Here is a 21540-nt window from a genome sequence, read left to right as displayed (position 1 = left end):
GGAAGCCTCAAAGTTATGAAAAATGAGCGTTTGGGAATGAAAAAAAGTAAACAGAAAAAGTGAAGAAGGCAAGTCAGGGTAAGCGCTCTTTAAGTGCATTCAGCAACTCGTACTCCTCTGCTTCAATGAGTGCTTCTTTCAAAGTGCGGAGCACAGCCTGCATCTGCACGCGTGGCGGCTCGTCAGGGGCAAACTGAAAACGCGAAAAACGTATGCGCTTGCCTTCCACGTCCGCCATTTCCACCACTATACGCCCGTCTTCGAAGAGGTCGGCTTCTTCGAAACGCACCCCCACCGCCTGTTCATATTGTGCCACGAAGTTGGCGGCATTGGCGACACCCACCCAACGCAAGCCATTTACCAAGCCTTCCACAAGCGCCGGCAAAAATGAGTATTCTGCCTCTTCGGAAGTGGTATATACTTCCCGGAAGGCATCCACCACACGATGCTTAGGTATGTTCAAGATGGCAATATAAACGGGCATGAATATGTTTTTTGTGTGTCAGCCTTGATAATTCAAAATACTTTCACTTAACAGACGGTAGATGCGTTGCTTGTCTGGGTCTTGCGACAGCAGGTGCAGATGCTGCTCTATGAGCTCCACATCGCCACGGGCTGCCGGTCCGGTTTGTGCCTGCCGCGCGCCTACACGCAAGGCTTTCTCAAAAGTTTCTGCCAGCAGAGGATGCAATATTTCAAAGTCCAGCTCATATTGCTCACACAAATCTTCTGCCAAAGCCAGCATATGATTGGTAAAGTTACAAGCAAAAACAGCCGCCACATGCAAATAACGCCTGCGCTCCGAATTGATTTGATACACGCGCCCGCTCACCGCCCGTGCCAACTGCATCAGACGTTCTTCGACTTGCGGGGTATTGCCTTCCACACAAATGGGCAAGCGCCGCCAATCTACCTCCTTGTTTTTGGAAAAAGTTTGTAAGGGGTAAAAGACACCATGGGGCACTTCCAGCACACGCAATATCTCTAATGGACGACTGCCCGAGGTGTGCACGACTGTCAAGGGATGCTCTGGCAAAATGAGGCGGTCTATGACTTGCGGCAGGGCATCGTCGCTGACCGAAAGCACAAACAAATCGGCAGGGACAGCCGAAAAATCCAAGGAATCGACAGCTCTCGCCTCGTAAAGTCGGCTGCAAAGCGCTTCGGCATGATGTAGGCGCCTACTGTAAACGGTAGTTACTAAGTGCCCACACTGCTCCAAGGCAGGTGCCAAATGCCACGCCACATTGCCAGCACCAATCATCGCAACTTTGTACATTGCTTTTGTTGTCCTTATCTTGCTTGGGTTTTTAAAGCAAAAAACAAAGATTTTCCGTGATTCGCAAATTCATAAGTCCCACTCAAGGGCAAGAACTCTGTTGGATAGACGTAGAGGCGCCCACTCCGCAGGAATTCGAACAGCTGCATCAAAGCTATGATTTAAGTCTTGAACACATACAAGACTGCTTGGACCCTGAGCATCTGCCCAAAGCGGAGCCTTTCGAAGAAGGATACTTCTGCATCTTGCGGGCTTATCAGCAGGATAGCCACGCCGATGCGCACACAATGCAAGATTTGACCACCAAAATAGCTATTTACACCAAAAAAGACTTGCTCATTAGCATCCACAGAATGCCTTTGGGTTTTATTGACCCAATAGCCCATCGATTTAACACATGCCAAAAGACCTTCGACACACGGCAGATTATCGTTCATTTGATTCACGGATGCCTTGAAAGCTACCGCCCCATTGTGGTGGAACTCATCAAGCAAATAGATGATTACGAAGCTCGCTTGTTTCAACAGGAAAGCCTGCAACTACAGATGCAAAAGACATTGTATCTCCTAAAAAGGAAAGCCGGAGTACTGCGTAATGTGGTGTTTTTGATGCAGGAAGTACTGAATACTTTTCGTGCTCAAAAAAAGCATCAGAGTTTTTATTGGCAGGACACCCTCGACTTGGCACAACACCTACAAAATAGCTTCCGACAAGCAGAAGAAGATAGCAGCAACTTATTGAACTTTTACTTGTCGATGGCAGCACACCGAACCAATGAAATCATGCGCATCCTGACCATCTTTTCTGTATTTTTCCTGCCCCTGACCTTTATCGTGGGCGTATATGGCATGAACTTCGAATATATGCCCGAACTAAAAATGCGTGATGGTTACTTTGGTGTATGGGTAGTGATGCTGCTGTTGACCATGAGTATTTATATCCTTTTCAAAAAGAAAAAGTGGCTCTAAAAGCTCAGCGTTTCTGCCTTACATATTCGACGAAGCCCCGCTGCACGCCCAGCTCCTTAGCTACCTTAAGCATAGCAATCGCTTCTATTTCAGTTACGTAACCTTTTGCCTTATTGGCATTCCATACTTGTATCACATATTCGAGGCGACGTTCTTCGGGAAGCTGAGCAAATACTTCCTTGATTCGCCTCAGAGTTGCTTCGAAAACTGCTACTTCGCTTTGATTGGTTTTCTGCAGGATATCATCCACAAAAGCATAAACCTTTTCCAGTTGGGCTTGTGCGTGCATGGCGGCAGCATCATTTTCGAGGCGTTCCCGCTCGTTGTCGTCAAAGCCATGATAACGAAAAATAGCGTACTCGAGCAACAATAAGACTTCTTTCTCTTCGGGAGTCATACAGACGGTTAGATTCTCGGGGTACATACAAAAATAGCTTTTTTAATGAAATCTCCTAATTACGTTTCCAATTCTTTCATGGGAAAAAGCAGCGGTGTGGAAGGCACTGCGTCTATTTCCCAAAAAGGCGCCATCAGTTGCAAGACATATAAACCATCAGCCAAAGCATCGGGCACATAAATTAGTTCAGTTACGGTAGCGTGGCGCCGTATTGCCTGCGGGTACTGCCAAAAGGCTTTGTGTGCTGCCAGCTTGCCGCCGTCCTCCTCACGGTCAAGTGAGGGCAGGTCTACCAGCAGATGGCACACCTCATGGCGAGCACACCATTCAGCAAGCGCAGGCTCTATGTAGGGCGGGTTAGTGGCATTGTAATTTTTTGTCAGCTTAGCAGTAGTGTTTGGCAAAGTGCGAATTACAAGTGCTTCAAAGGGAACATCGGGCAGCTTTTTCATTGATTCCTTTAAAGCGCGTAAAGTAAGCAACTGGTCGCCGGATGTTTGTTTTTCGGGCTCGAGGCTCACGAGCAAGGCTACCCACCAGCCGGCTTGAAGACAGTGGGCAATGGTTGCTTGCGGCTCGTCACATATGTGCCCATAACATTCAGTATGTGTACCATTGCCATGAGGGGTCAGGGTTACTTTTTGATAGTTACAGCTCCCCCCCTCCGACACGCTGCCCACAAAATCGCCGACACGTATGGTTTCGAAACGGGGTGGCTCTGCCCAATAACAATTGGGGTTTTGGTGCCCGGCGCGTAAAGGGATGCCCACCGGGGTTGCTTCCTGCATATTCAAGCGGTAGTTTTTACCGTGCCAATGTATTGTAATGTCTTTGTTCATGCTTTTGTTTGCGTTTTTTGTGGTTTAACAAAAAAAGCGCCACAACAGGCGCTTCGAAGCTCAAAAGGAAAAGAACTTCAAGTTTTTAATCATCAGATGAAGCAGTCATAAATTGCAGCACATAATACAACAGCATGGTGAGTGCACTCAACGCAGCTACCACATAGGTGTAGGCTGCCCATTGAAGGGCATCGCGCGCCATAGGGGCTTCTGCCGAAGTTACTACTCCACGCGACTCTATCCAGCGGATGGCACGCCGGCTGGCATCTATTTCCACAGGCAAGGTAACAAAGCTGAACAAAGTCATCACGCCATAGGCTGCAATGATGATAAGCAGCACCGTTTCGATAGGAATGAGCCGGAAAAACATGTAGCCACCCAAGAAACTCACCCACATGATGACATTGAGAATGGTAGCACTCACGTTTTGAATGGGCACCAACGCTGAGCGCAGTTGCAACATGCTATAGGCTTCGGCGTGTTGCACGGCATGTCCACACTCATGCGCCGCTACGGCTGCTGCCGCTGCAGAGCGCCCGTAGTAAACATCTTCACTCAAATTTACCGTCTTGTCTATGGGATTGTAATGGTCTGTGAGCTGCCCCGGCACAGAAATTACTTCCACATCATAAATACCATAATCACGCAACATTTGGCGTGCCACTTCTGCACCACTCATGCCCGAAGCCAACGGGATGCGGCTGTATTTGGCAAACTTGCTGCGCAAACGCCATTGCACAATGCCGCCAACAATCATCAAAAAGATAACAAGTACAAAATACATAGGCTATTCTTGGTTTTGACAGTGCAATTTTACGATTTTTTCAATGATGTTGGAAGTGGAAAAGCCATTCAAAAAAGGAATGACTTCCACACGTCCACCATTGCCTTTTACAAAATCTGCACCAACGATAGTAGCTTCGGTATAGTCCCCTCCTTTTACCAAAATGTCAGGACAAAGTGTCTGTATCAATGCCAGAGGGGTGTCTTCGTCGAAGCAAACGACCATATCGACAGCCTGTAGGGCAGCCAGCAAACGTGCCCGTGCTGCCTGTGGCACTATGGGGCGTCTTGCGCCTTTCAAACGGCGCACCGAAGCATCGGTATTTAGTCCTATCACCAGGCGGTTACCCAAAGAACGGGCTTGTTCGAGATAGGTTACATGACCGGCATGCAAGATATCGAAACAGCCGTTGGTGAATACTACTGTTTCGCCGGCTTGCTGCCACCGCTGGCAACACTCCTTTGCTTGTTGCCAATCATCCACTATTTTCAGTGTTGTATCCATATTGTTTGCCTGTTTCTGTTCGGATGTGTTTTTTTTTGGTTTGTCATGATTTTTTCAACGCTTTGTACAAGACTTCCGCCAGATGCAAAGCTTGTCTGCCGGTACCATCGACTATTTGATGGCGGCAGCTTGTCCCCGATGCCAATATGATATCTTCGGCAGCTGCCCGGCGCACTGCTGGAAAAAGCACCAATTCTCCTATCTTCATCGACACTTCGTAGTGCTCTTTTTCATAACCAAAAGAACCTGCCATGCCGCAACATCCTGAGGGGATGAAGCGCACGGCAAGTTCGGGAATCAACGACAAAGCCTTGCGCGTGTGTGTAAGCGATGACAAAGCTTTCTGATGGCAATGCCCATGCACCCATACCGTAGCATTCAATGCCTCGAAAGAAGCCGATGAAAGGCACCCTTCCTCCAGTTGCCATGCCAAGAACTCGTCGAGCAGCAAGGCTTTGGCTGCCACTTCTTTTGCCTGTGCCTGCATTGGCGAGGGCAGCAGGTCGGGGTACTCGTCCCGGAAGGAGAGGATAGCCGAAGGTTCTACGCCCAGCAGCACTGCCTGTCCGTCGGTCAACAGCGGGGCAAAAGTCTCCACATTGCGGCGGGCGTATTGCTGTGCTTCGTCGAGTAAGCCCTTAGAGATGCATGCTCTGCCCGAAGGGGCATGCTTTACATAATGCAGCTCATACCCCAAAGCCAAGAGTAAGTTGGTCATGGCTATGCCTGCCGGCACATCGTGGTAGTTGGTAAACTCGTCCACAAAAAGATAAACCTTTGTCTTCTGTGTTGGGGTAGGGGCTTGTTTCAAACGTTTTTTCAAGTACTGTGCCCATGTATGACTGTGCAGGCGGGGCAGCTGGCGCTGAACTGCTATGCCCATCATGAGCTTAACCACAGACAAACTGCTGATAAAGTTGTAAAGCGGGGGCATGAACGAAGCCCAGCGCATGGCTTTATCGACTGAGGCAATCAGCCGACTGCGCCATGGTACTCCTTTTTCTCGATAATATTGGTAGAGGAACTCCGCTTTCATCTTTGCCACGTCCACATTGGAAGGGCACTCGGCTTTACAGCCTTTGCATGAAAGGCATAAATCCATCACCTCATAAATTTCGTCATGAGCAAAGCGGTTTTCTTGGGTTGAGTGGGTCAAAAACTCGCGTAGAATATTGGCACGCGCCCGTGTGGAATCTTTTTCATCGAGGGTAGCCATGTAACTTGGGCACATGGTGCCACCGCTATGGTGAGTGCGCCGGCATTCGCCAGCCCCATTGCACATCTCTGCCATGCGCACAATGCCCAAACTGTCGTCAAAATTCAGCAAGGTGGGAATGTCGGGCGTAGGTTTTCCGGGCTCAAAACGCAAGGAAGTGTTCATCGGCGGGGTATCGACAATTTTGCCCGGATTGAAAATATGCTGCGGGTCGAAGGCTTTTTTCACTTCTTTCAACCAAGCATATACCTTTTCGCCCAGCATAAAAGGAATGAACTCGCCACGCAGGCGCCCGTCGCCATGCTCGCCACTCAAAGAACCGCCGTAGCGCTTCACCAAAGCAGCTACTTCTTCCAAGATGGTACGAAAGAGAGCATTGCCTTCCCGTGTTTTTAAATTGATGATAGGGCGCAAATGCAGCTCTCCGTCGCCAGCATGGGCATAGTGTACCGAATACAAACCATATTTTTTCAGTAGGTCGTTGAACTCACGGATATAATCGGGTAGGTCGCGCACATCCACGGCGGTATCTTCTACGACGGGCACCGGTTTGGCATCGCCCGGCATGTTCGACAACAACCCCAAGCCAGCTTTACGCAATGTCCACACTTTTTGAATGTCTTCACCCGTAATTACGGGATGATGATAGCCGTAGCCTTCTTCTTTGAGGTGAGCCACCAGCTGCCGAGCCCGTTCTATAGCATTGCTTTGGCTATGGTCTGAAATTTCCACCACCAAGATGGCAGCAGGGTCGCCTTTTACAAAAAAGCGATTTTTCTGTTGCTCAATGTTGTTTTTTGTACATTCAAGTATGTAATGGTCCATCAGTTCCGAAGCCGTAGGACGATGCTCCAAAGCCAGCAGGTTGGCACGCAAAGCCTCATCGATGCTTTCGCAGTGAATGCACACCAGCACCTTGTGTGGGGGAGGCAAAGGCTCTAAGTTCAGTTCAAACTCTGTCATCAACATCAGTGTACCTTCCGAGCCTGCCAGCAAAGTACAGAGGTTGAAAGGGGTACCGTCTTGTCGGAAGGGTTGATGGCGCAGCAACAAATCCAAAGCATAGCCGGTATTGCGCCGCCGGATGCTACTTTTTGGATATTGGCGCGCAATCTCTTCCTGATTTTCGGTTTTAAGCAATATGTTGTAGAGCGTACGATACACTTGCCCCTCGAGGTCATCGAGCCGCAGTTTAGCATAGAACTCCTCTTGCGACAGCGCATGAATATGGCGATAGGCGCCGTCCCCCATAAATCCCTTGACCGAAAGCAAGTGGTCGCGCGTACTGCCATAAATCAACGAGTTGGCGCCACAGGAATTGTTTCCTACCATCCCGCCAATCATGGCACGGTTTGCCGTAGAAGTCTCAGGGGCAAAGAATAAGCCATACTCTTTCAGTGCCATGTTCAGGTTGTCGCGGATGACTCCGGGCTGCACGCGCACACGCCGCTGCTCTGGGTCTATAGCCAGTATTTGGCGCATGTGACGCGACAAGTCAACCACCACGCCGCTGCCCACCACCTGCCCTGCCAGTGAGGTGCCTGCCGTGCGCGGAATCAAAGCAAAACCATATTCCAAGGCAGCTTTTACCAGTAGCTCCACTTCACTGTCGTTGCGAGGGCAGGCAACTGCCGCAGGCAGTTCTCTGTATGCCGAAGCGTCGGTGGCGTATAGACGGCGCATGGTTTCATCGACAAAGAAAGCGCCTTTCAGTTCCTTTTGTAATACGCTAAAAATGCGATTTTTCGAAGCGTTCATGAGCTTGTGGCTTGAGTGATTTCCTGCGTGGTAAAGTAGCATTTTTACTACACAAAAGATAAAGATAGCAGATGTATGGGCATCTACCAAGCGGCAGGCTCTCCACCTTCATAGAAGGGCTGACCTTCGGCAGCCCCCTCGTCCACGGCAACGAGTACTATCCGACTTCCTGCTTCAGTCTTAAACAAATTCTTAGCATCTTTGTAAAATGACCAAACGATGCTTTTAACATCATGTGTAAGCGCTCCTTCCCGCTTATCCTACTGCTTGGCTGCATGCAGGCTTTGATAAGCCTGCCGCTCCATGCCCAAACACTGGTTGTACGGCGCTCCGCTGCGGGGCTTTATGGCTACAGCCTTACCGCAGCGCAAGACAACTTTGCCATTCCACCCCGCTTTCAAAAAGCCTTTCCTTTCATGCGCAGCGGCTACGCCAAAGTGGTAGCAGAAAATGGGCAATGGGGGCTTATTGACGAAAAAGGCAATTTTGTACTACCACCGCAATACCAGTACATCGGCTGGTCTGACGATTACTACTGGATGGACTATCTCCAAAAAGGCAATGTTTCCGACGCCTCACTTCAACAAGACAGCTACAACCAACTAATAGGCTTTGTACAAAACGGCTTGTGGGGCTTGGTGCATATCCCCTCGGGCAAAGTAGTGCTTTCTGCCCAATACGATGCCCTCCGCTACCCCAAAGGCGGCTTATTGGCTATAGGCAAGCGACAGGGAAAAGATACACTCTGGGGGCTGCGTAGTCTGAAAAATAAAGAGATACTGCCTCTGCAATATCACTTCTTACAAAGCGTGGAAGGCGGCAGCTACTGGATTGCCGGCAAACGCAGCGCAGAAGGCAAACTGCTATTTGGTGCCCTTGATTTCAAAGGTAAGTTCATATGGGAACTCTCCTACGAAGCGTTGCGCTTCGAACAGGGTTTCTGGTTGGTACGCAAGCAAAACCGCTGGCAGGCATACAAAGCAGAAACGCTCGATGCCTGCTTCGGTAAGCAACCATGGGATGCCATACGCATCGCGGATGCTACTCATGCCATAGTGCAAAAAAACGGACGCTGGGGGGTATGCGACATACAGGGCAAAATGTTGTTGCCACTGCAGTACCGCTCTATTTATGCCATTCATGGCAACCGCTACCGGCTTGCCCCTTTTCCCGAGTGGCAGTTCTATGACGAAACGGGCATGCGCCGCGCAGTGCTTCAACTGGCAGAAGTGCAAGCTGTCGACAAAGATTTGCTCATTTACACCTTAGACGGGCGCAGCGGTTTCTTATCGCCTGCTGGCGAAATGCTCTCCTCACCGCAATATGACTACATCCGGGCTGTGGGGGGCGGCATCTGCCTTGTGCGCGACAGCAGCGGCTGCTATGCACTCAACCGGCGCCTCGAAAGACTGACCCCACCCGCCGACAGCGTGCAGCTCGACTTTCCGGGCTTTTTAAGCGTTTACCGCAACGGGCAATGGGCACTCTACGACTCTACCAAAAGACAAATCATCCCTTTTGGTAATTATGAAAGCATTCGACCTTTTCACTTTGAGCGCTTTGCTGTCAAGCAAGAGGGACTTTGGGGCATCATGGACCGTCTGAGCCGCTGGATAGTTTCGCCCCGCTTCGACAGCCTGTCGGCTTACACCCCCCCCTACTGGATAGCCTACAGAGGGCAACACCAAGGGCTTTATGCCGAAGATAAACAAAAATGGCTCATAGAGCCCATAGCCGATTCGTTGCATTTGCTTAGCCGCTACGCTTGCCTGATGAAACAAGGCAACAGCTGGTATCTTGTACGGCTGCCCGAAGGCAGCATACAGGGCAAGATGGATGATTGGCGCCCCCTCAACGACACCTTCTTACTCGTGCGCTATAGTGGCTACGAGGGCATTTTGCATAGGCTTGGACAGTGGGTCATAGAACCCTATTATACACAGGTGTCCGGCTTGTCAAAAGATGGCATTTTCACCATATACCACAAAGGGAAATATGGTTTGGTCAACCGCCATGGCGAATGGTTGTTGCCTTTGCGCCCCTTCGATGCCCTAGGCTTGGCACAAGAAGGCTTGGTGCCCATGCGAGAAGGTAGGAGCTGGGGGTTCGTAAGCATACGTGGCAACAAACGCATCAGCAGCCGCTACGGAAGCGTAAAACCTTACGCCGAAGGCTTGGCTGCCGTGCAAATTGCCGGCAAATGGGGTTTTATAGATGCATGGGAAAGCTTGCGCATACAGCCACTTTACGAAGAAGCCGAAAGCTTTGAGCAAGGCAAGGCTATGGTAAAATACAAAGGCAAATGGGGCGTTATAGATACCCAAGGCAAAACTATAGTGGGGTTTGAATATGATAGTATCGAGCGCCTGCCAAAAGGCTGGTGGCTGGTAAGCCGCAATGGAAAACAGGGCATCGTGGATGCACAAGGCATTGAACGCCTGCATACAAACTATGAGCAAGTGGTATTGTTGAATGAAGCGATAGTGGTGGTCAAGCAAAATGGACACTGGGGCTTGTTGCGTATGGACGGCTTCATGCTGGCTGCTCCTGTGTTTGAGCAATACCTCTATGACCCTTACAGCAAACTGCTGGTCTTTAGGCGGGAACTACCTTGGCAAACCATAGACATAGATGCAGATTAAAAGACACACTAAGGCTTCAAAAAATTGATTAGTTTAGGGAAAATTTTTAGATTAAAACAAAGGCAGACCTCAATGTTTCTCATGAAAAAGAACACTTTTTTGCTCTCTGTGTTGCTTGGCTTTTTGGGGCATAGCTTATGGGCACAAATGCAAGTCCCGGATGTTTACTGGGCTGACTATGTGCTAGAATATTCGTCTTATTACACCCGCCTCGACGACCCCAAGCAATATGCTCCGGAACAGGTGCTGGGTCCTCCCAATGGTTTCTTAAACAACGGCAGTGGCGAGAGCCCTGTCATGTGGGCACCCTCTACTCCCAACGCCAATGAAGAGTTCATAAAAGTAGGCTTTAAAAAGCCTGTCAAAGGGGTGCGTCAGGTGGTCGTTGCCGAATGTAGCCGCCCGGGCGCTATCCGTGAAATCTACTTTTACGACCCCGATGACAACCCCTATCTGATTTATCGCAATACCAATCTGAGTCCTCCGTCCGAAAAAAGCCGTCTTTTTAGAGTAATGGTTCCCCCCACGCCTTATGCCGTAAAGAGCGTAAAAGTAATCTTATCACCGGTGAAAATACCCGGTTACAACTGCATCGATGCCATTGGCATATCTACCAGCAACGTACCCGTAGAAGCACATATTCCGGTTGCCGATGATGTATTTGAGTGGCAAGCATCAGCAGAAAAACTCAGTGAAACCATCAATAGCCCTTACACAGAAATAGCTCCCAACATATCGCCCGACGGCTCGATACTTTATTTTACCCGTGAAAACCACCCACAAAATATTCCACTCATCAACGAACGGGGAGAGAAAGAGTACCGTCAAGACATATGGTACAGCAAAATCAATCCAGACCTCACGTTTAGCGAGCCTGTTAACCTTGGACCACCTATCAACAATCCCTCTCACAACTCCTCTTTTTCCATCTCTGCCGATGGCAACACTATGCTCGTCAACAATGTGTATATGCCCGATGGCAGCATGAAAAAGGGAGTATCTATTGCCAAAAAAGTAAATGGCAAATGGACTCAGCCCGAAGAACTCATCATTGAAGGTTTTGAAAACAACAGTCAATTTTCAGAATACTGCCTCTCGGCAGATGGGCAGGTATTGCTCATGGCTATTAAAATGGCAGACACTCACGGCGGGAAAGACCTGTACGTATCCTTTAAAAAAGGTGAAAGACGCTTCTCCAAACCACGCAATTTGGGTCCTGTTATCAATACGGCTGCCAACGAAATGTCGCCCTTCTTAGCTGCCGATGGCAAAACGCTCTATTTTGCAAGCACCGGGCACCCCGGCTACGGCTCTTCTGATATATTCGTAAGCCGCCGGCTGGATGAGAGCTGGACCAACTGGAGTCCCCCAAAGAACTTAGGTCCTGCCGTCAACACCAAAGGATGGGAAGCTTATTTCAGCATTTCGGCATCGGGCGAATATGCCTACTTCGTATCCAATGAAGACATTTACCGCATACAGATAAGCCCCAAAAGCCGCCCAAAAGTGGTGATTGTGCTCACTGGACAGGTGCGCAACGAAAGAACGAAAGCCCCCATAGCCGCCGAAGTAAAGATAAGCACTCAAGATAGCAGCTTTACGGTAGAAAGTGATGCGCAAGGCATGTATCAAGCTTCGTTGGAACCTCAAAAGAAATACACCCTCTACGCTCATGCCAAAGGCTTCTTCCCTACAGAGGCTGTCATTGACCTGTCCGGCAAAAAAGAATATGGCGAGGTGGTCAAAGACCTCGAATTGATACCTTTGGAAAAAGGAAACAAAATTCGCCTTGAAAACATATACTTTGCACGCGGTCGTGCCGACCTGTTGCCGGAATCTTACCCCACCCTCGATGCATTGGCTGAAACTTTAAAAGAGAACCCCAGTAGCGTCATCCTGCTGGAAGGACACACCGAACCTTACGGTAATAAAAAATCGCTCATCAAGCTTTCTGAAGACCGGGTAAAGGCTGTAGGCAACTATCTCATTGGCAAGGGTATCGACCCGAAAAGAATCAAATACAAAGCCTATGGTGGCATGCAACCTCTGACAATGAAAGACGACGAAGAGAGCCGGGCGCTCAACCGCCGGGTAGAAGTGAAAGTACTCAAATAAGAAAGCCAAAGGCTGCCCTCGCCGGGTAGCCTTATTTTTTGTTTAGGGGCAAAGAGAGGTCTTGCCGCAACGAAGGCTGTAAAATGTAGCCTGTCCTCTCAACATTCACATGCCCTATCTTTTCCACAAGCGTAGTGAGCAATAAGCCGCAAGAGGCAAAATCGATTGCTCGCTTGTGCTTGAAAAGACAAGCAGAAAAGCAGAGAAATGAACAAGAGGGCAAAATGCCCAAAAGCCATCGAAACGACAAAGAGAAAAACTTTTTTGAAAGTATCATTCTACAACTGCAATCACTTTCAGCTCTACGGCAATGGGGGTAGGCAACGCTCCTACTTCTACAGTGGTGCGTGTAGGCTGTATCTTGCCAAAATACTCCTTATATACTTGATTGAAGGCAGCAAAGTCGCGCTTCATATTGGTGAGGAATACAGTTACATCCACGATGTCTTCCCAGCGGGCGCCGGCTTCTTCCAGCACAAGGCGTATATTTTCAAATACAGCCTTCGACTGCTCCACTATGTCGTAATCTATGATTTCGCCTTTTTCGTTGTACAGTGCCCCCGGGATGGTCGTTTGTCCTCTGCGCCGTGGTCCCATGCCACAGAGGAAAAGTAAATTGCCCACACGTTTGGCATGTGGATAAGGACCGACTGGCTCGGCTGCCCTTTGACTGTAGATGGTTTCTATTTGCGGCTTACTCATAGCTTATGCATACATTTTTGGGTTCTGTAAAGAAACGCAGGGCTTCAAAGCCTCCTTCACGCCCCACGCCCGATGCCTTCACACCGCCAAAAGGGGTGCGCAGGTCGCGCAACATCCATGTATTCACCCATACGATGCCTGCTTCTATGGCTGCCGCCACGCGGTGCGCCCGCGCCAGATTTTGCGTCCATACCGACGCCGAAAGCCCATAAGGTGTGGCATTGGCTATGTAGATGGCTTCTTCTTCGGTATTGAAAGGGATGAGCGTAACCACCGGACCAAAAATTTCTTCCTGATTGGTGCGGCAGTGGGCATCCAAGCCCTCAATGACAGTGGGCTCCATAAAATACCCATGGGCACAACGCCCCGGCAGCTCCAGGGCTTTCCCACCTGTCAGGATTCGCCCGCCTTCTTCTTTTGCCAAAGCCACATAAGACAGCACCTTCTGGCGGTGTGCATCTGAAATCAGAGCGCCCAAGTCAGTAGCCGGGTCCAGCGGGTCGCCCACGCGCAAACCCTGCACCTTTTTCACAAAGTCGGTCTTGAAGCGCTCATATAAAGAAGCTTCCACAAGCAAACGAGACCCACACAAGCATATTTCTCCTTGATTGCGAAAGGCAGCCCGCACGCTCATCTCGAGTGCCTGCTCATAATTGGCATCGGCAAAAACAATCGTAGGGTTTTTACCGCCTAACTCCAAAGATAATTTTTTAAACTGCGGTGCTGCAAGAGCAGCGATGCGACTGCCTGTGCGGGTGCCTCCGGTAAATGAAACGGCTTTCACTTGGGGATGCACAACCATGGGCTCACCAACATCACTCCCCGTGCCATGCACTATGTTGAGCACCCCGGGTGGCAAGCCTACCTCTTGACATAAACCTGCTAAGAGGGTCGCCGTCATAGGGGTAAGTTCAGAAGGCTTGGCTACCACACAATTGCCTGCCGCCAATGCGGGGGCTATTTTCCAAGTGAACAAATACAGTGGCAGGTTCCAAGGCGAGATGCAGGCTACCACGCCCAAAGGCTGGCGCAACACATAGTTGATGGCTTGTGTGCCAGTTTGGTAGCTCTCCGATGCCATCTGCATGATGGCAGTGGCAAAGAACTCAAAATTCAGGGCTGCCCGCGGAATATCTACTTGCTGTGCCAAAGACAGCGGTTTGCCCGTATCGCGGCTTTCAGCTTCTGCCCAGAGTGCTAAACGAGCTTCTATGCCTTCGGCTATACGCAGCAGATAGTGGGCGCGTTGGCGCACGGACATGGAAGCCCAAGCAGGAAAAGCAGCCTGAGCAGCTTGTACAGCCGCTTCTACATCGGCAGACGAGCCCGCCCCCACTTCGGCATATACCTCCCCCGTAGCGGGCTCCACTACGGGAAGGAATTCTCCCGAGGCAGGCGGGCACCATTGCCCATGGATATAATGCATGAGGCGTTGCATAATCACCTTCGTTTGATGCTTCTATAAGCAGCGGCTTAAGCAAAGCCCATGACCCGGCGTACCCGTTGCAGGGTTTTGTGTGCTATCTCCCTTGCCTTTTCTTCACCTTCGCGCAAGATAGCATCTAACTCTTGCGGGTTGCTCATGTAATGATGAAATATCTCCCGCTCTTTTTCGAACTTCTTCTCAATCAGTTCATACAAAGCCTGTTTGGCATGCCCATAGCCATAGCCTCCTTTCAGGTAATTTTGGCGCATGGTTTCCACTTCTTCGGGGCTTGCCAGCAGGCTGTACAGCTTAAATACGTTACAAGTATCAGGGTTTTTGGGGGCTTCAAGGGGGGTGCTGTCTGTTACTATCGACATGATTTGTTTACGCAGCGTTTTGCCGCTCAAAAACACATCAATGGTGTTGCCATAAGACTTGCTCATTTTTTGCCCGTCGGTGCCGGGCACCGTCATCACTTGCTCTTGGATGCGCACCTCAGGCAATACAAACACCTCTTCGCCATAGTAGTGATTGATGCGTTCGGCAATGTCGCGGGTGATTTCGAGGTGCTGTTGCTGGTCTTTGCCTACTGGCACAATGTCAGCGTCGTAGAGCAAGATGTCGGCTGCCATCAATACCGGATAAGTAAACAACCCAGTGCTCACAAACTCCTCTCCCAACTTCTCCGATTTATCTTTGAATGAGTGTGCCAATTTCAGGCGGGAATAAGGCATGAAGCAAGACAGGTACCAAGTGAGTTCGGTTACCTCGGGCACTCTCGACTGGCGGTAGAAGTAGTTTTTCTTGGTATCGAAACCAAAAGCCAACCAAGCTGCCGCCACAGCTCTGGTGTTTTCTATGCGTTGCGCTGCCTCGCGGATGGTGGTCAGCGAATGCAAATCTGCAATGAAAAAGAAAGACTCGGTGTCTGGATTTTTCGACAACTCAATAGCCGGCAAAATGGCACCCAAGATATTGCCCAAATGGGGGCGCCCAGAACTTTGAACCCCCGTCAATACACGTGTCATAGGTTTTTCGATGATTTTATTTTTTTGTGAAATACATGCAATCTGCGCTTACAGGTAGTCAGGGAAGCGGTACCCAAAGCGTTGTTCTATTTTTTTACGGCTCATCTCTTTCACTTGCATGCGCATGCGTACATCCTGCTTGGGGCGGTCGTTGCTGTCGGTTTCTACGGCAGCAATTTTGTCCACGACGTCCATGCCTGCAATCACTTCGCCAAAGACCGTATAGTTTTGGTCCAAATGGGGAATGCCCCCTACCGTCTTATAGGTTTCTATTTGTTCAGCTGTAAACTGCACGCCTGTGCGTTTGGAAATAGCCGCTATCTGTTCTTCGGTCATTTTTTTGCCCTGTACAATATAGAACTGGCAACCGGATGAAGCTTTTTCGGGGTTGTCGTCGCGAGCAGCCCCTACTGCCCCTCTTTTGTGATACAAACGCGGGTCAAACTCGGCATCGATACGATAGCCTACGTCGCCACTGCCCAAGGGCTGCCCCGCAAGCGCATTGCGGGAATTGGGGTCGCCGCCCTGAATAACAAACTGCTCAATGACACGATGAAAAAGCAAGCCGTCATAAAAGCCTTCTTTGGCAAGCTTCAGGAAGTTCTCTTTATGTTTGGGTGTCAGGTCGTAAAGAAGCAAAACGATTTGCCCGTAATCGGTATCGATAAATACCAACGGTTCTTTTTTGTTTTTCTTCTTTGCAGAAAGGCTTTGTGCTTGTAGTGCAGAGGCTGGCAACGACAGCAAGCAACACCAAAACAAGAGCTTATAGATTTTTTTCATAACCAACTTCGTTTTTTTAGAAAAGACAAATCAAAGGCAAGCAGGGCAAAAGCTAATAAATTCTTAGAAAAACAACTACTGCGGCGCAATTAAATGCAGGGCTTGCGGTCTCACTTCTATGTGCAACTCCTTGCCCTCATAGGCGTTTTCTCCATCGAAATGGCTGACGGCTGCCTGCTTACGATAAAAAGTTACTTTTTTCACTCGACGGTGTTCATAAAAAGCAAAACGTGGCAATTGTTTGGTAAATAAAGCCAGAGCGATAAGGGGCATTTGCCATTTGGGAAAGGGCTTCAAAATGCATAAATCTAAGTAAGTGTCATCGGCAGATGCCACAGGTGCGATGTAAGCGTTGTTTCCGTATTGTGATATGTTGGCGACCGTAGCCGAGAAGACCGTGTAGGCACGTCGTCCTTCTCCCCAGTCTATTTCCACCTCTTCGGGGCGATAAGTAGCGAATGTTTCCAAAGTGCTGCGCACGTAGGTCATGAAACCCCGCGCTTTGTAAGAAGCAAAGCGCTCAGATACTGCCGCATCGAAACCAATACCTGTGGTACAAAGGAATAGCTTTTCATTTACCTGCCCTACGTCTATGGCTTGAGGCTTGCCTGAAATGAGTAGTTTCAAAGCTTCCTCTGCCTTCAGCGGAATGCCAAAATGCCGTGCCAAGCCATTGCCCGAACCGAAAGGCAAAACGCCCAGAGGAATGTTGGTGTTTATCAGCGCTTGTGCCACTTCGTTGATGGTACCGTCGCCCCCAACTGCCACCACAGCCCGGCATGGCTGCGCTATTGCTTGTCGCGCCAATACAGTGGCATCGCCGGGCATACGAGTAGAGTGTATTTCTATCTGCCACTCATCTTCCGCAAAGAAACCTCGTATCTGCCTGCAAAAAGCATCTTTGCTCTTGCCCCCTGCAATAGGGTTGATAATAAAAACAATACGTTGCGTTTTCATAAATATTTTGGTGTGCGAGGCAAAAATACAATTTTAAGACAAGCTTGCGACTCACCGTCTGCCCTTGCCTACAAAACCAATAAGGTTGTATGCTATTGTAAACATTCACACACGCAAAAACTTGCGAATATTTGTTTTAACCGCATGCTCAACAAAAGTTTACTTATTTGTTTTTCTTTCAAAAATTTGGCATTTTATACATTTGCGTTTACAAAACGGCTTCGGCACGTTCCTTACAAACCGACCGACTGAAGATTGTAAAGACTCATGCAGTACTTGATAAGAAATCAGGGCTATACACAAAATAAGAGAATCTATCATGGATAAAGCAGCTAAAGAAAGGCAAGCTATTGGCTTGTTTTTCTATCTACTCAGCAAAATGTATAATCGTACATTGGCTTACGAACTGCATTTCACTCCACTCGACAGGCATTTCCACACGCTTTGGCTTATTTATGAGCATAAAAGCCAAATCAGCCAACAGGCGTTGGCAGACCTGCTCAAAATAGACAAGGCAGCCATGACCCGTATTGTGCGCGACTTAGAGAAAAAAGGCATGATTGTGCGGCGGGAAAATCCACATGACGGACGCTCCTACTGGCTGGCACTGAGCCGCAAAGGTGAGCAGACGGCAAAAGATGCCTTGGAAGCCATCGATGAGCTGCATACAGAAGTGTTTATGGGCTTCAGTCCAGATGAAGAGAAGCAGTTCATGCAGATGCTCGAGCGTGTGTATAAAAACCTTACGCTGCAACCCGAAAGTGATGCTTTTTTGTGTTTCCTGAAAAGCACGCGCGAAAGTCAAAAAAGTTAAAAACTTATTTTTGCTTTAGAGAACGTCAAGCCTGCTAAGCAGCTGTTGTATTTGATAAGCTTGCCTTTTGTATAAACGTATACTTCCTAAAATTCCGTCAAAAACAGAGAAAACTGCCGCTTTTTATTGAAAAATTGGATGTACAGCACGCCCCCCAAGAAGTGGTCATTGATTTTGCCGAAAGCCGCATGGTAGATGTATCCACAGTAGAAGCCCTAAACAAGCGAACGGCACGCCATCAAAAAGCCAGTGTAGTAGAAGGTCTGTCTTACAAGATTATGGGCAACGTTTGAGCTTACTTATTTAAAAAGCCGGCAGTGAAACGACTTGCCGGCTTTCTTTTATATGCAGATACGCAGCAACTAAAGAATCCACTTCACCAACTTCTTCACCATGCTCAACTTGCCTTCGTAAGGTGCATAGCGAATGGGCACATCCAGCCAAGTAGCATGTTTTACAATAGCTTTGTAATGGGTAAAGGCATCGAAGCCGTACTTACCGTGGTAGTTGCCCATGCCACTAGGACCAATGCCCCCAAAAGGCAGGTGGTGATTAGCCAAATGCACCACTACATCGTTCACGCATCCCCCTCCGAAAGGCACTCGCTCAATCAAGAGCTGCTCGGTCTTTTTATCGTTAGTGAAAATATACATTGCCAAAGGATGAGGCATTTGTTGCAAGCGGTGCATCACCTCGTAAATGTCGGTGAAAGTGAGCACGGGCAATATAGGACCAAAAAGCTCTTCTTCCATGAGAGCGTCCTGCCAATCTACTCCACTCACCACCGTAGGTGCTATGTATAATTGGGTGGCATCGGTTTGACCTCCGAGCACAATGCGCCCTTTGGTGCGCTCCAGCAGCTTCGAAAGGCGCTCGAAATGGCGACTGTTAACAATACGTGGAAAATCGGGACTTAACTCAGGCTCTTCGCCGTAAAATTCTTTTATGTACTTTGTCAGATGGTGTAAAAACAGCTCTTTGACTTCTTCGTGCACCAGTACGAAGTCAGGGGCTACGCAGGTTTGCCCTGCATTGACCATCTTACCCCAGACGATGCGTTTGGCTGCCATTTCTATGTTGGCAGTGGCATCGACTACCGCCGGGCTTTTGCCCCCCAATTCCAGTACCACAGGGGTCAGGTGCTTGGCAGCCGCTTCCATCACTATTTTGCCCACGCGGGTGCTGCCGGTAAAGAAAATTTTATCCCACGCTTGTTCAAGTAACTTTTGGCTCACCTCTACCCCGCCTTCTACTGTAGTCATAAAACGCGGGTCAAAATAGCGGGCAGTCAGCTGCTTGATAAGCGCCGAAGTGTGTGGCGACAATTCCGAAGGTTTCAATACCACACAATTGCCGGCGGCTATAGCCGGTATAGCCGGCGCTATGGTCAGATGCAGGGGGTAGTTCCATGCCCCGATAATCAAACAGAGTCCGAAAGGCTGCGGATAGACATAGTCAGACGAAGGGAAATTCAGTAAAGAAGAAGCCACCCGCTTGGGGGCAGCCCACTCATCTATGTGTTTGAGTACAAAGTCAATTTCAGATACCAAAACCGCTATTTCGGTTACGAAGGTTTCGAACGGAGACTTCTGAAAATCTTGCTTGAGGGCTTCGTAAATAGCTGCTTCATTTTCTTGCAGGGCTTTTTTCAACTGCAGCAGTTGTTTTTTGCGAAAACTCAGCGGCAAGGTCTGCCCGCTATAAAAGAACGCTCTTTGCTCTTTGAGCAAAGACTCTATGGCAGATGCGCCAGTAGAGGGTTGTGAAAGCGTGGAGGTATCCATGTCTTTTTCAGGTTGATGCTCAACGAATTTAACATTTTTTCAGAAATAATTGTTCTGCATGCAGTCAAGCAAACAGGATACCGCGCTCATTTGTCTTACTGTCTGGGTCTGCTATGTAAAAGAGGGTACTGCAATTGTTGGGGTTCATCACTTCGGCAGCTACTCTGTTCAGGTCGGTGCGGCTCACCGCGCGAATGTGTTCGAGCTCATTGGCTATGCGCCCTGCATCGCCCAGCAGTTCGAAATAAGCTAAACCCACCGCACGGTTCATGAGCTCCACATTGCCCAGCGCCCATTGGGTAGCTTCTTGGTTTTTTACCTTTTCCAGCTCCCGCTCTTGCACGCCCTCTTGCAACAACTCTTCTATAACCTCCTCTATTGCCCGATTGCCTGTTTCGACCGCTACTCCCTCGTTCAATTTGCCTTGGATAACCAACAAACCCGGGTCCATATGCCCCATAATGTAGGCATAGATTTCATGAAACAAGCGCTTGTCTTGCACGAGGGCTTTGTGCAGACGCGAAGACTCACCGTTGCCCAATATGCTACTTAGAATGAGTGTGGCATAATAATCCGGGTGGGTACGCCCCACCATATGGTAAGCTTTGTAAATGGCAGACAAGGGCACAGGCGCCTTCACTTCTTGAAAGCGGGCATGCGTTTGAGGCGGTTCTTGAGGCAACTGCCGGTAGTATACTTCCCCAGAAGGAATATCGCCATACCATTTTTCGACCAACTGCCGCGCGTGGCTTGCCTTCACGGCACCGGCAATCACAAGAATGGCTTGCTGCGGACGGTAAAAACGGAAAAAGAAGTCCTTCACGTCGTCCATCGTTGCGCGCTCTATATGCGAGATGTCTTTCCCTATGGTATTCCAACGGTAAGGATGCACTTGGTAAGCCAAGGGGCTCAAATGCAACCACACGTCTCCGTAGGGCTGGTTCAAATAACGCTGCTTGAACTCCTCAATGACCACTTTTTTCTGCACTTCCAACACCTCTTCCTTAAAGGAAAGAGAAAGCATGCGGTCTGACTCGAGCCAAAGAGCCGTTTCTATGTTGGCAGCTGGCAAAACATCGTAGTAATTGGTTAGGTCATTGCTGGTAAAGGCATTAGAACTACCTCCTACCCTTTGCAAAAGGGCATCGAAGTTATCGACATGAGCCGAACCGCCAAACATCAAATGCTCAAACAAATGGGCAAAGCCTGTCTTTTCGGGGTTTTCATCGCGCGACCCCACATCATATAAGGTATTCACCACTACCATGGGCGTAGTGTCATCCTCATGTATAATCACACGCAAGCCATTGGGCAATGTAAACTTCTCAAAGTGAATCATAAATCAGTATTTGTTTTTAGAAGTAAGCAAACACATCGGCACACATTGACATGAAACGCCTCTGCGCTATCGTATCGAGTAAGCAAAATTAAAAATAAAGCACCAATCTTTATTCACCGCAGCATGCCGGGGTAGGTTTCTTCTAAATGCCTTCCTGGCAAGCAGTTTCAGTTGTCAAAAAGCCAAAAGCAAAATTGAACTTTTC

The 21540-nt window shown here is 49.0% G+C and carries 19 protein-coding genes; 5 read left to right on the top strand and 14 right to left on the bottom strand.

Annotated elements, in window-relative coordinates:
- Positions 1 to 73: 73 nt before the first annotated feature.
- Positions 74 to 484, bottom strand: a complete 411-nt coding sequence (locus FHS56_RS00275; RefSeq protein WP_166917892.1) for a hypothetical protein — start codon at positions 482 to 484, stop codon at positions 74 to 76.
- 18 nt (positions 485 to 502) lie between these two features.
- Positions 503 to 1279, bottom strand: coding sequence for a Rossmann-like and DUF2520 domain-containing protein (locus FHS56_RS00270; protein ID WP_166917891.1), 777 nt, complete (start codon positions 1277 to 1279; stop codon positions 503 to 505).
- A gap of 56 nt (positions 1280 to 1335) precedes the next feature.
- Here FHS56_RS00270 and FHS56_RS00265 point away from each other — a divergent pair, with 56 nt between their 5' ends.
- Positions 1336 to 2247, top strand: coding sequence for a CorA family divalent cation transporter (locus tag FHS56_RS00265; protein ID WP_166917890.1), 912 nt, complete (start codon positions 1336 to 1338; stop codon positions 2245 to 2247).
- 4 nt (positions 2248 to 2251) lie between these two features.
- On the opposite strand, the gene FHS56_RS00260 is transcribed toward FHS56_RS00265, so the two are convergent.
- From FHS56_RS00260 to FHS56_RS00240, 5 genes are all read right to left on the bottom strand, one after another.
- Entirely contained in the window at positions 2252 to 2671 is a 420-nt protein-coding gene (locus FHS56_RS00260) for a hypothetical protein (protein WP_166917889.1), read from the bottom strand.
- Between the two features lie 32 nt (positions 2672 to 2703).
- On the bottom strand, positions 2704 to 3483 hold the full coding sequence (locus FHS56_RS00255; protein WP_243844116.1) for a cyclase family protein: 780 nt from the start codon (positions 3481 to 3483) through the stop codon (positions 2704 to 2706).
- An 85-nt stretch (positions 3484 to 3568) separates the two neighbouring features.
- Complete coding sequence (locus FHS56_RS00250) at positions 3569 to 4267, bottom strand: zinc metallopeptidase (protein ID WP_166917888.1); 699 nt, start codon at positions 4265 to 4267, stop codon at positions 3569 to 3571.
- A 3-nt stretch (positions 4268 to 4270) separates the two neighbouring features.
- Positions 4271 to 4771, bottom strand: a complete 501-nt coding sequence (gene rfaE2 / locus FHS56_RS00245; RefSeq protein ID WP_166917887.1) for a D-glycero-beta-D-manno-heptose 1-phosphate adenylyltransferase — start codon at positions 4769 to 4771, stop codon at positions 4271 to 4273.
- A 43-nt stretch (positions 4772 to 4814) separates the two neighbouring features.
- Complete coding sequence (locus FHS56_RS00240; protein WP_166917886.1) at positions 4815 to 7745, bottom strand: FAD-binding and (Fe-S)-binding domain-containing protein; 2931 nt, start codon at positions 7743 to 7745, stop codon at positions 4815 to 4817.
- 233 nt (positions 7746 to 7978) lie between these two features.
- Here FHS56_RS00240 and FHS56_RS00235 point away from each other — a divergent pair, with 233 nt between their 5' ends.
- Complete coding sequence (locus tag FHS56_RS00235; protein WP_166917885.1) at positions 7979 to 10387, top strand: WG repeat-containing protein; 2409 nt, start codon at positions 7979 to 7981, stop codon at positions 10385 to 10387.
- Between the two features lie 81 nt (positions 10388 to 10468).
- A complete protein-coding gene (locus FHS56_RS00230; RefSeq protein WP_166917884.1) occupies positions 10469 to 12502 on the top strand; it encodes an OmpA family protein in 2034 nt (677 codons plus the stop codon).
- Between the two features lie 273 nt (positions 12503 to 12775).
- Here the strand turns inward: FHS56_RS00230 and FHS56_RS00225 are convergent, their stop codons facing one another.
- The 5 genes from FHS56_RS00225 to FHS56_RS00205 all read right to left on the bottom strand — a co-directional run bounded on the left by FHS56_RS00225 (position 12776) and on the right by FHS56_RS00205 (position 17398).
- Positions 12776 to 13204: a RidA family protein gene (locus tag FHS56_RS00225; protein ID WP_166917883.1), complete on the bottom strand. Its 429-nt coding sequence runs from the start codon at positions 13202 to 13204 to the stop codon at positions 12776 to 12778.
- Positions 13197 to 14642 carry an aldehyde dehydrogenase gene (locus FHS56_RS00220; RefSeq protein WP_166917882.1) on the bottom strand — a complete coding sequence of 482 codons (1446 nt, stop codon included), beginning with the start codon at positions 14640 to 14642 and terminating at the stop codon, positions 13197 to 13199. Before FHS56_RS00220 ends, FHS56_RS00225 begins: the two co-directional genes overlap by 8 nt.
- 35 nt (positions 14643 to 14677) lie before the next feature.
- On the bottom strand, positions 14678 to 15658 hold the full coding sequence (gene trpS, locus FHS56_RS00215; RefSeq protein ID WP_166917881.1) for a tryptophan--tRNA ligase: 981 nt from the start codon (positions 15656 to 15658) through the stop codon (positions 14678 to 14680).
- 48 nt (positions 15659 to 15706) lie between these two features.
- Entirely contained in the window at positions 15707 to 16441 is a 735-nt protein-coding gene (locus FHS56_RS00210; protein ID WP_166917880.1) for a peptidylprolyl isomerase, read from the bottom strand.
- Between the two features lie 75 nt (positions 16442 to 16516).
- Entirely contained in the window at positions 16517 to 17398 is an 882-nt protein-coding gene (locus tag FHS56_RS00205; RefSeq protein ID WP_166917879.1) for a diacylglycerol/lipid kinase family protein, read from the bottom strand.
- Between the two features lie 319 nt (positions 17399 to 17717).
- Here FHS56_RS00205 and FHS56_RS00200 point away from each other — a divergent pair, with 319 nt between their 5' ends.
- Together FHS56_RS00200 and FHS56_RS00195 are read left to right on the top strand one after the other, a co-directional pair.
- Entirely contained in the window at positions 17718 to 18212 is a 495-nt protein-coding gene (locus FHS56_RS00200; RefSeq protein WP_166917878.1) for a MarR family winged helix-turn-helix transcriptional regulator, read from the top strand.
- Between the two features lie 134 nt (positions 18213 to 18346).
- On the top strand, positions 18347 to 18505 hold the full coding sequence (locus FHS56_RS00195; protein WP_166917877.1) for a hypothetical protein: 159 nt from the start codon (positions 18347 to 18349) through the stop codon (positions 18503 to 18505).
- 69 nt (positions 18506 to 18574) lie between these two features.
- Here FHS56_RS00195 and FHS56_RS00190 read toward each other — a convergent pair whose 3' ends face one another.
- Together FHS56_RS00190 and FHS56_RS00185 are read right to left on the bottom strand one after the other, a co-directional pair.
- Positions 18575 to 19996: an aldehyde dehydrogenase gene (locus FHS56_RS00190; RefSeq protein WP_166917876.1), complete on the bottom strand. Its 1422-nt coding sequence runs from the start codon at positions 19994 to 19996 to the stop codon at positions 18575 to 18577.
- A 64-nt stretch (positions 19997 to 20060) separates the two neighbouring features.
- Positions 20061 to 21335 (bottom strand): M16 family metallopeptidase, encoded by a 1275-nt coding sequence (locus FHS56_RS00185; protein WP_166917875.1) that lies wholly within the window; start codon positions 21333 to 21335, stop codon positions 20061 to 20063.
- Positions 21336 to 21540: the final 205 nt, after the last annotated feature.

This window comes from Thermonema lapsum (assembly GCF_011761635.1).
In the GTDB taxonomy this organism is placed as follows: Bacteria; Bacteroidota; Bacteroidia; order Cytophagales; family Thermonemataceae; genus Thermonema; species Thermonema lapsum.
The sequence above is the reverse complement of the archived record's forward strand: the minus strand, read 5'-3'. Positions and strand labels throughout refer to the sequence as shown.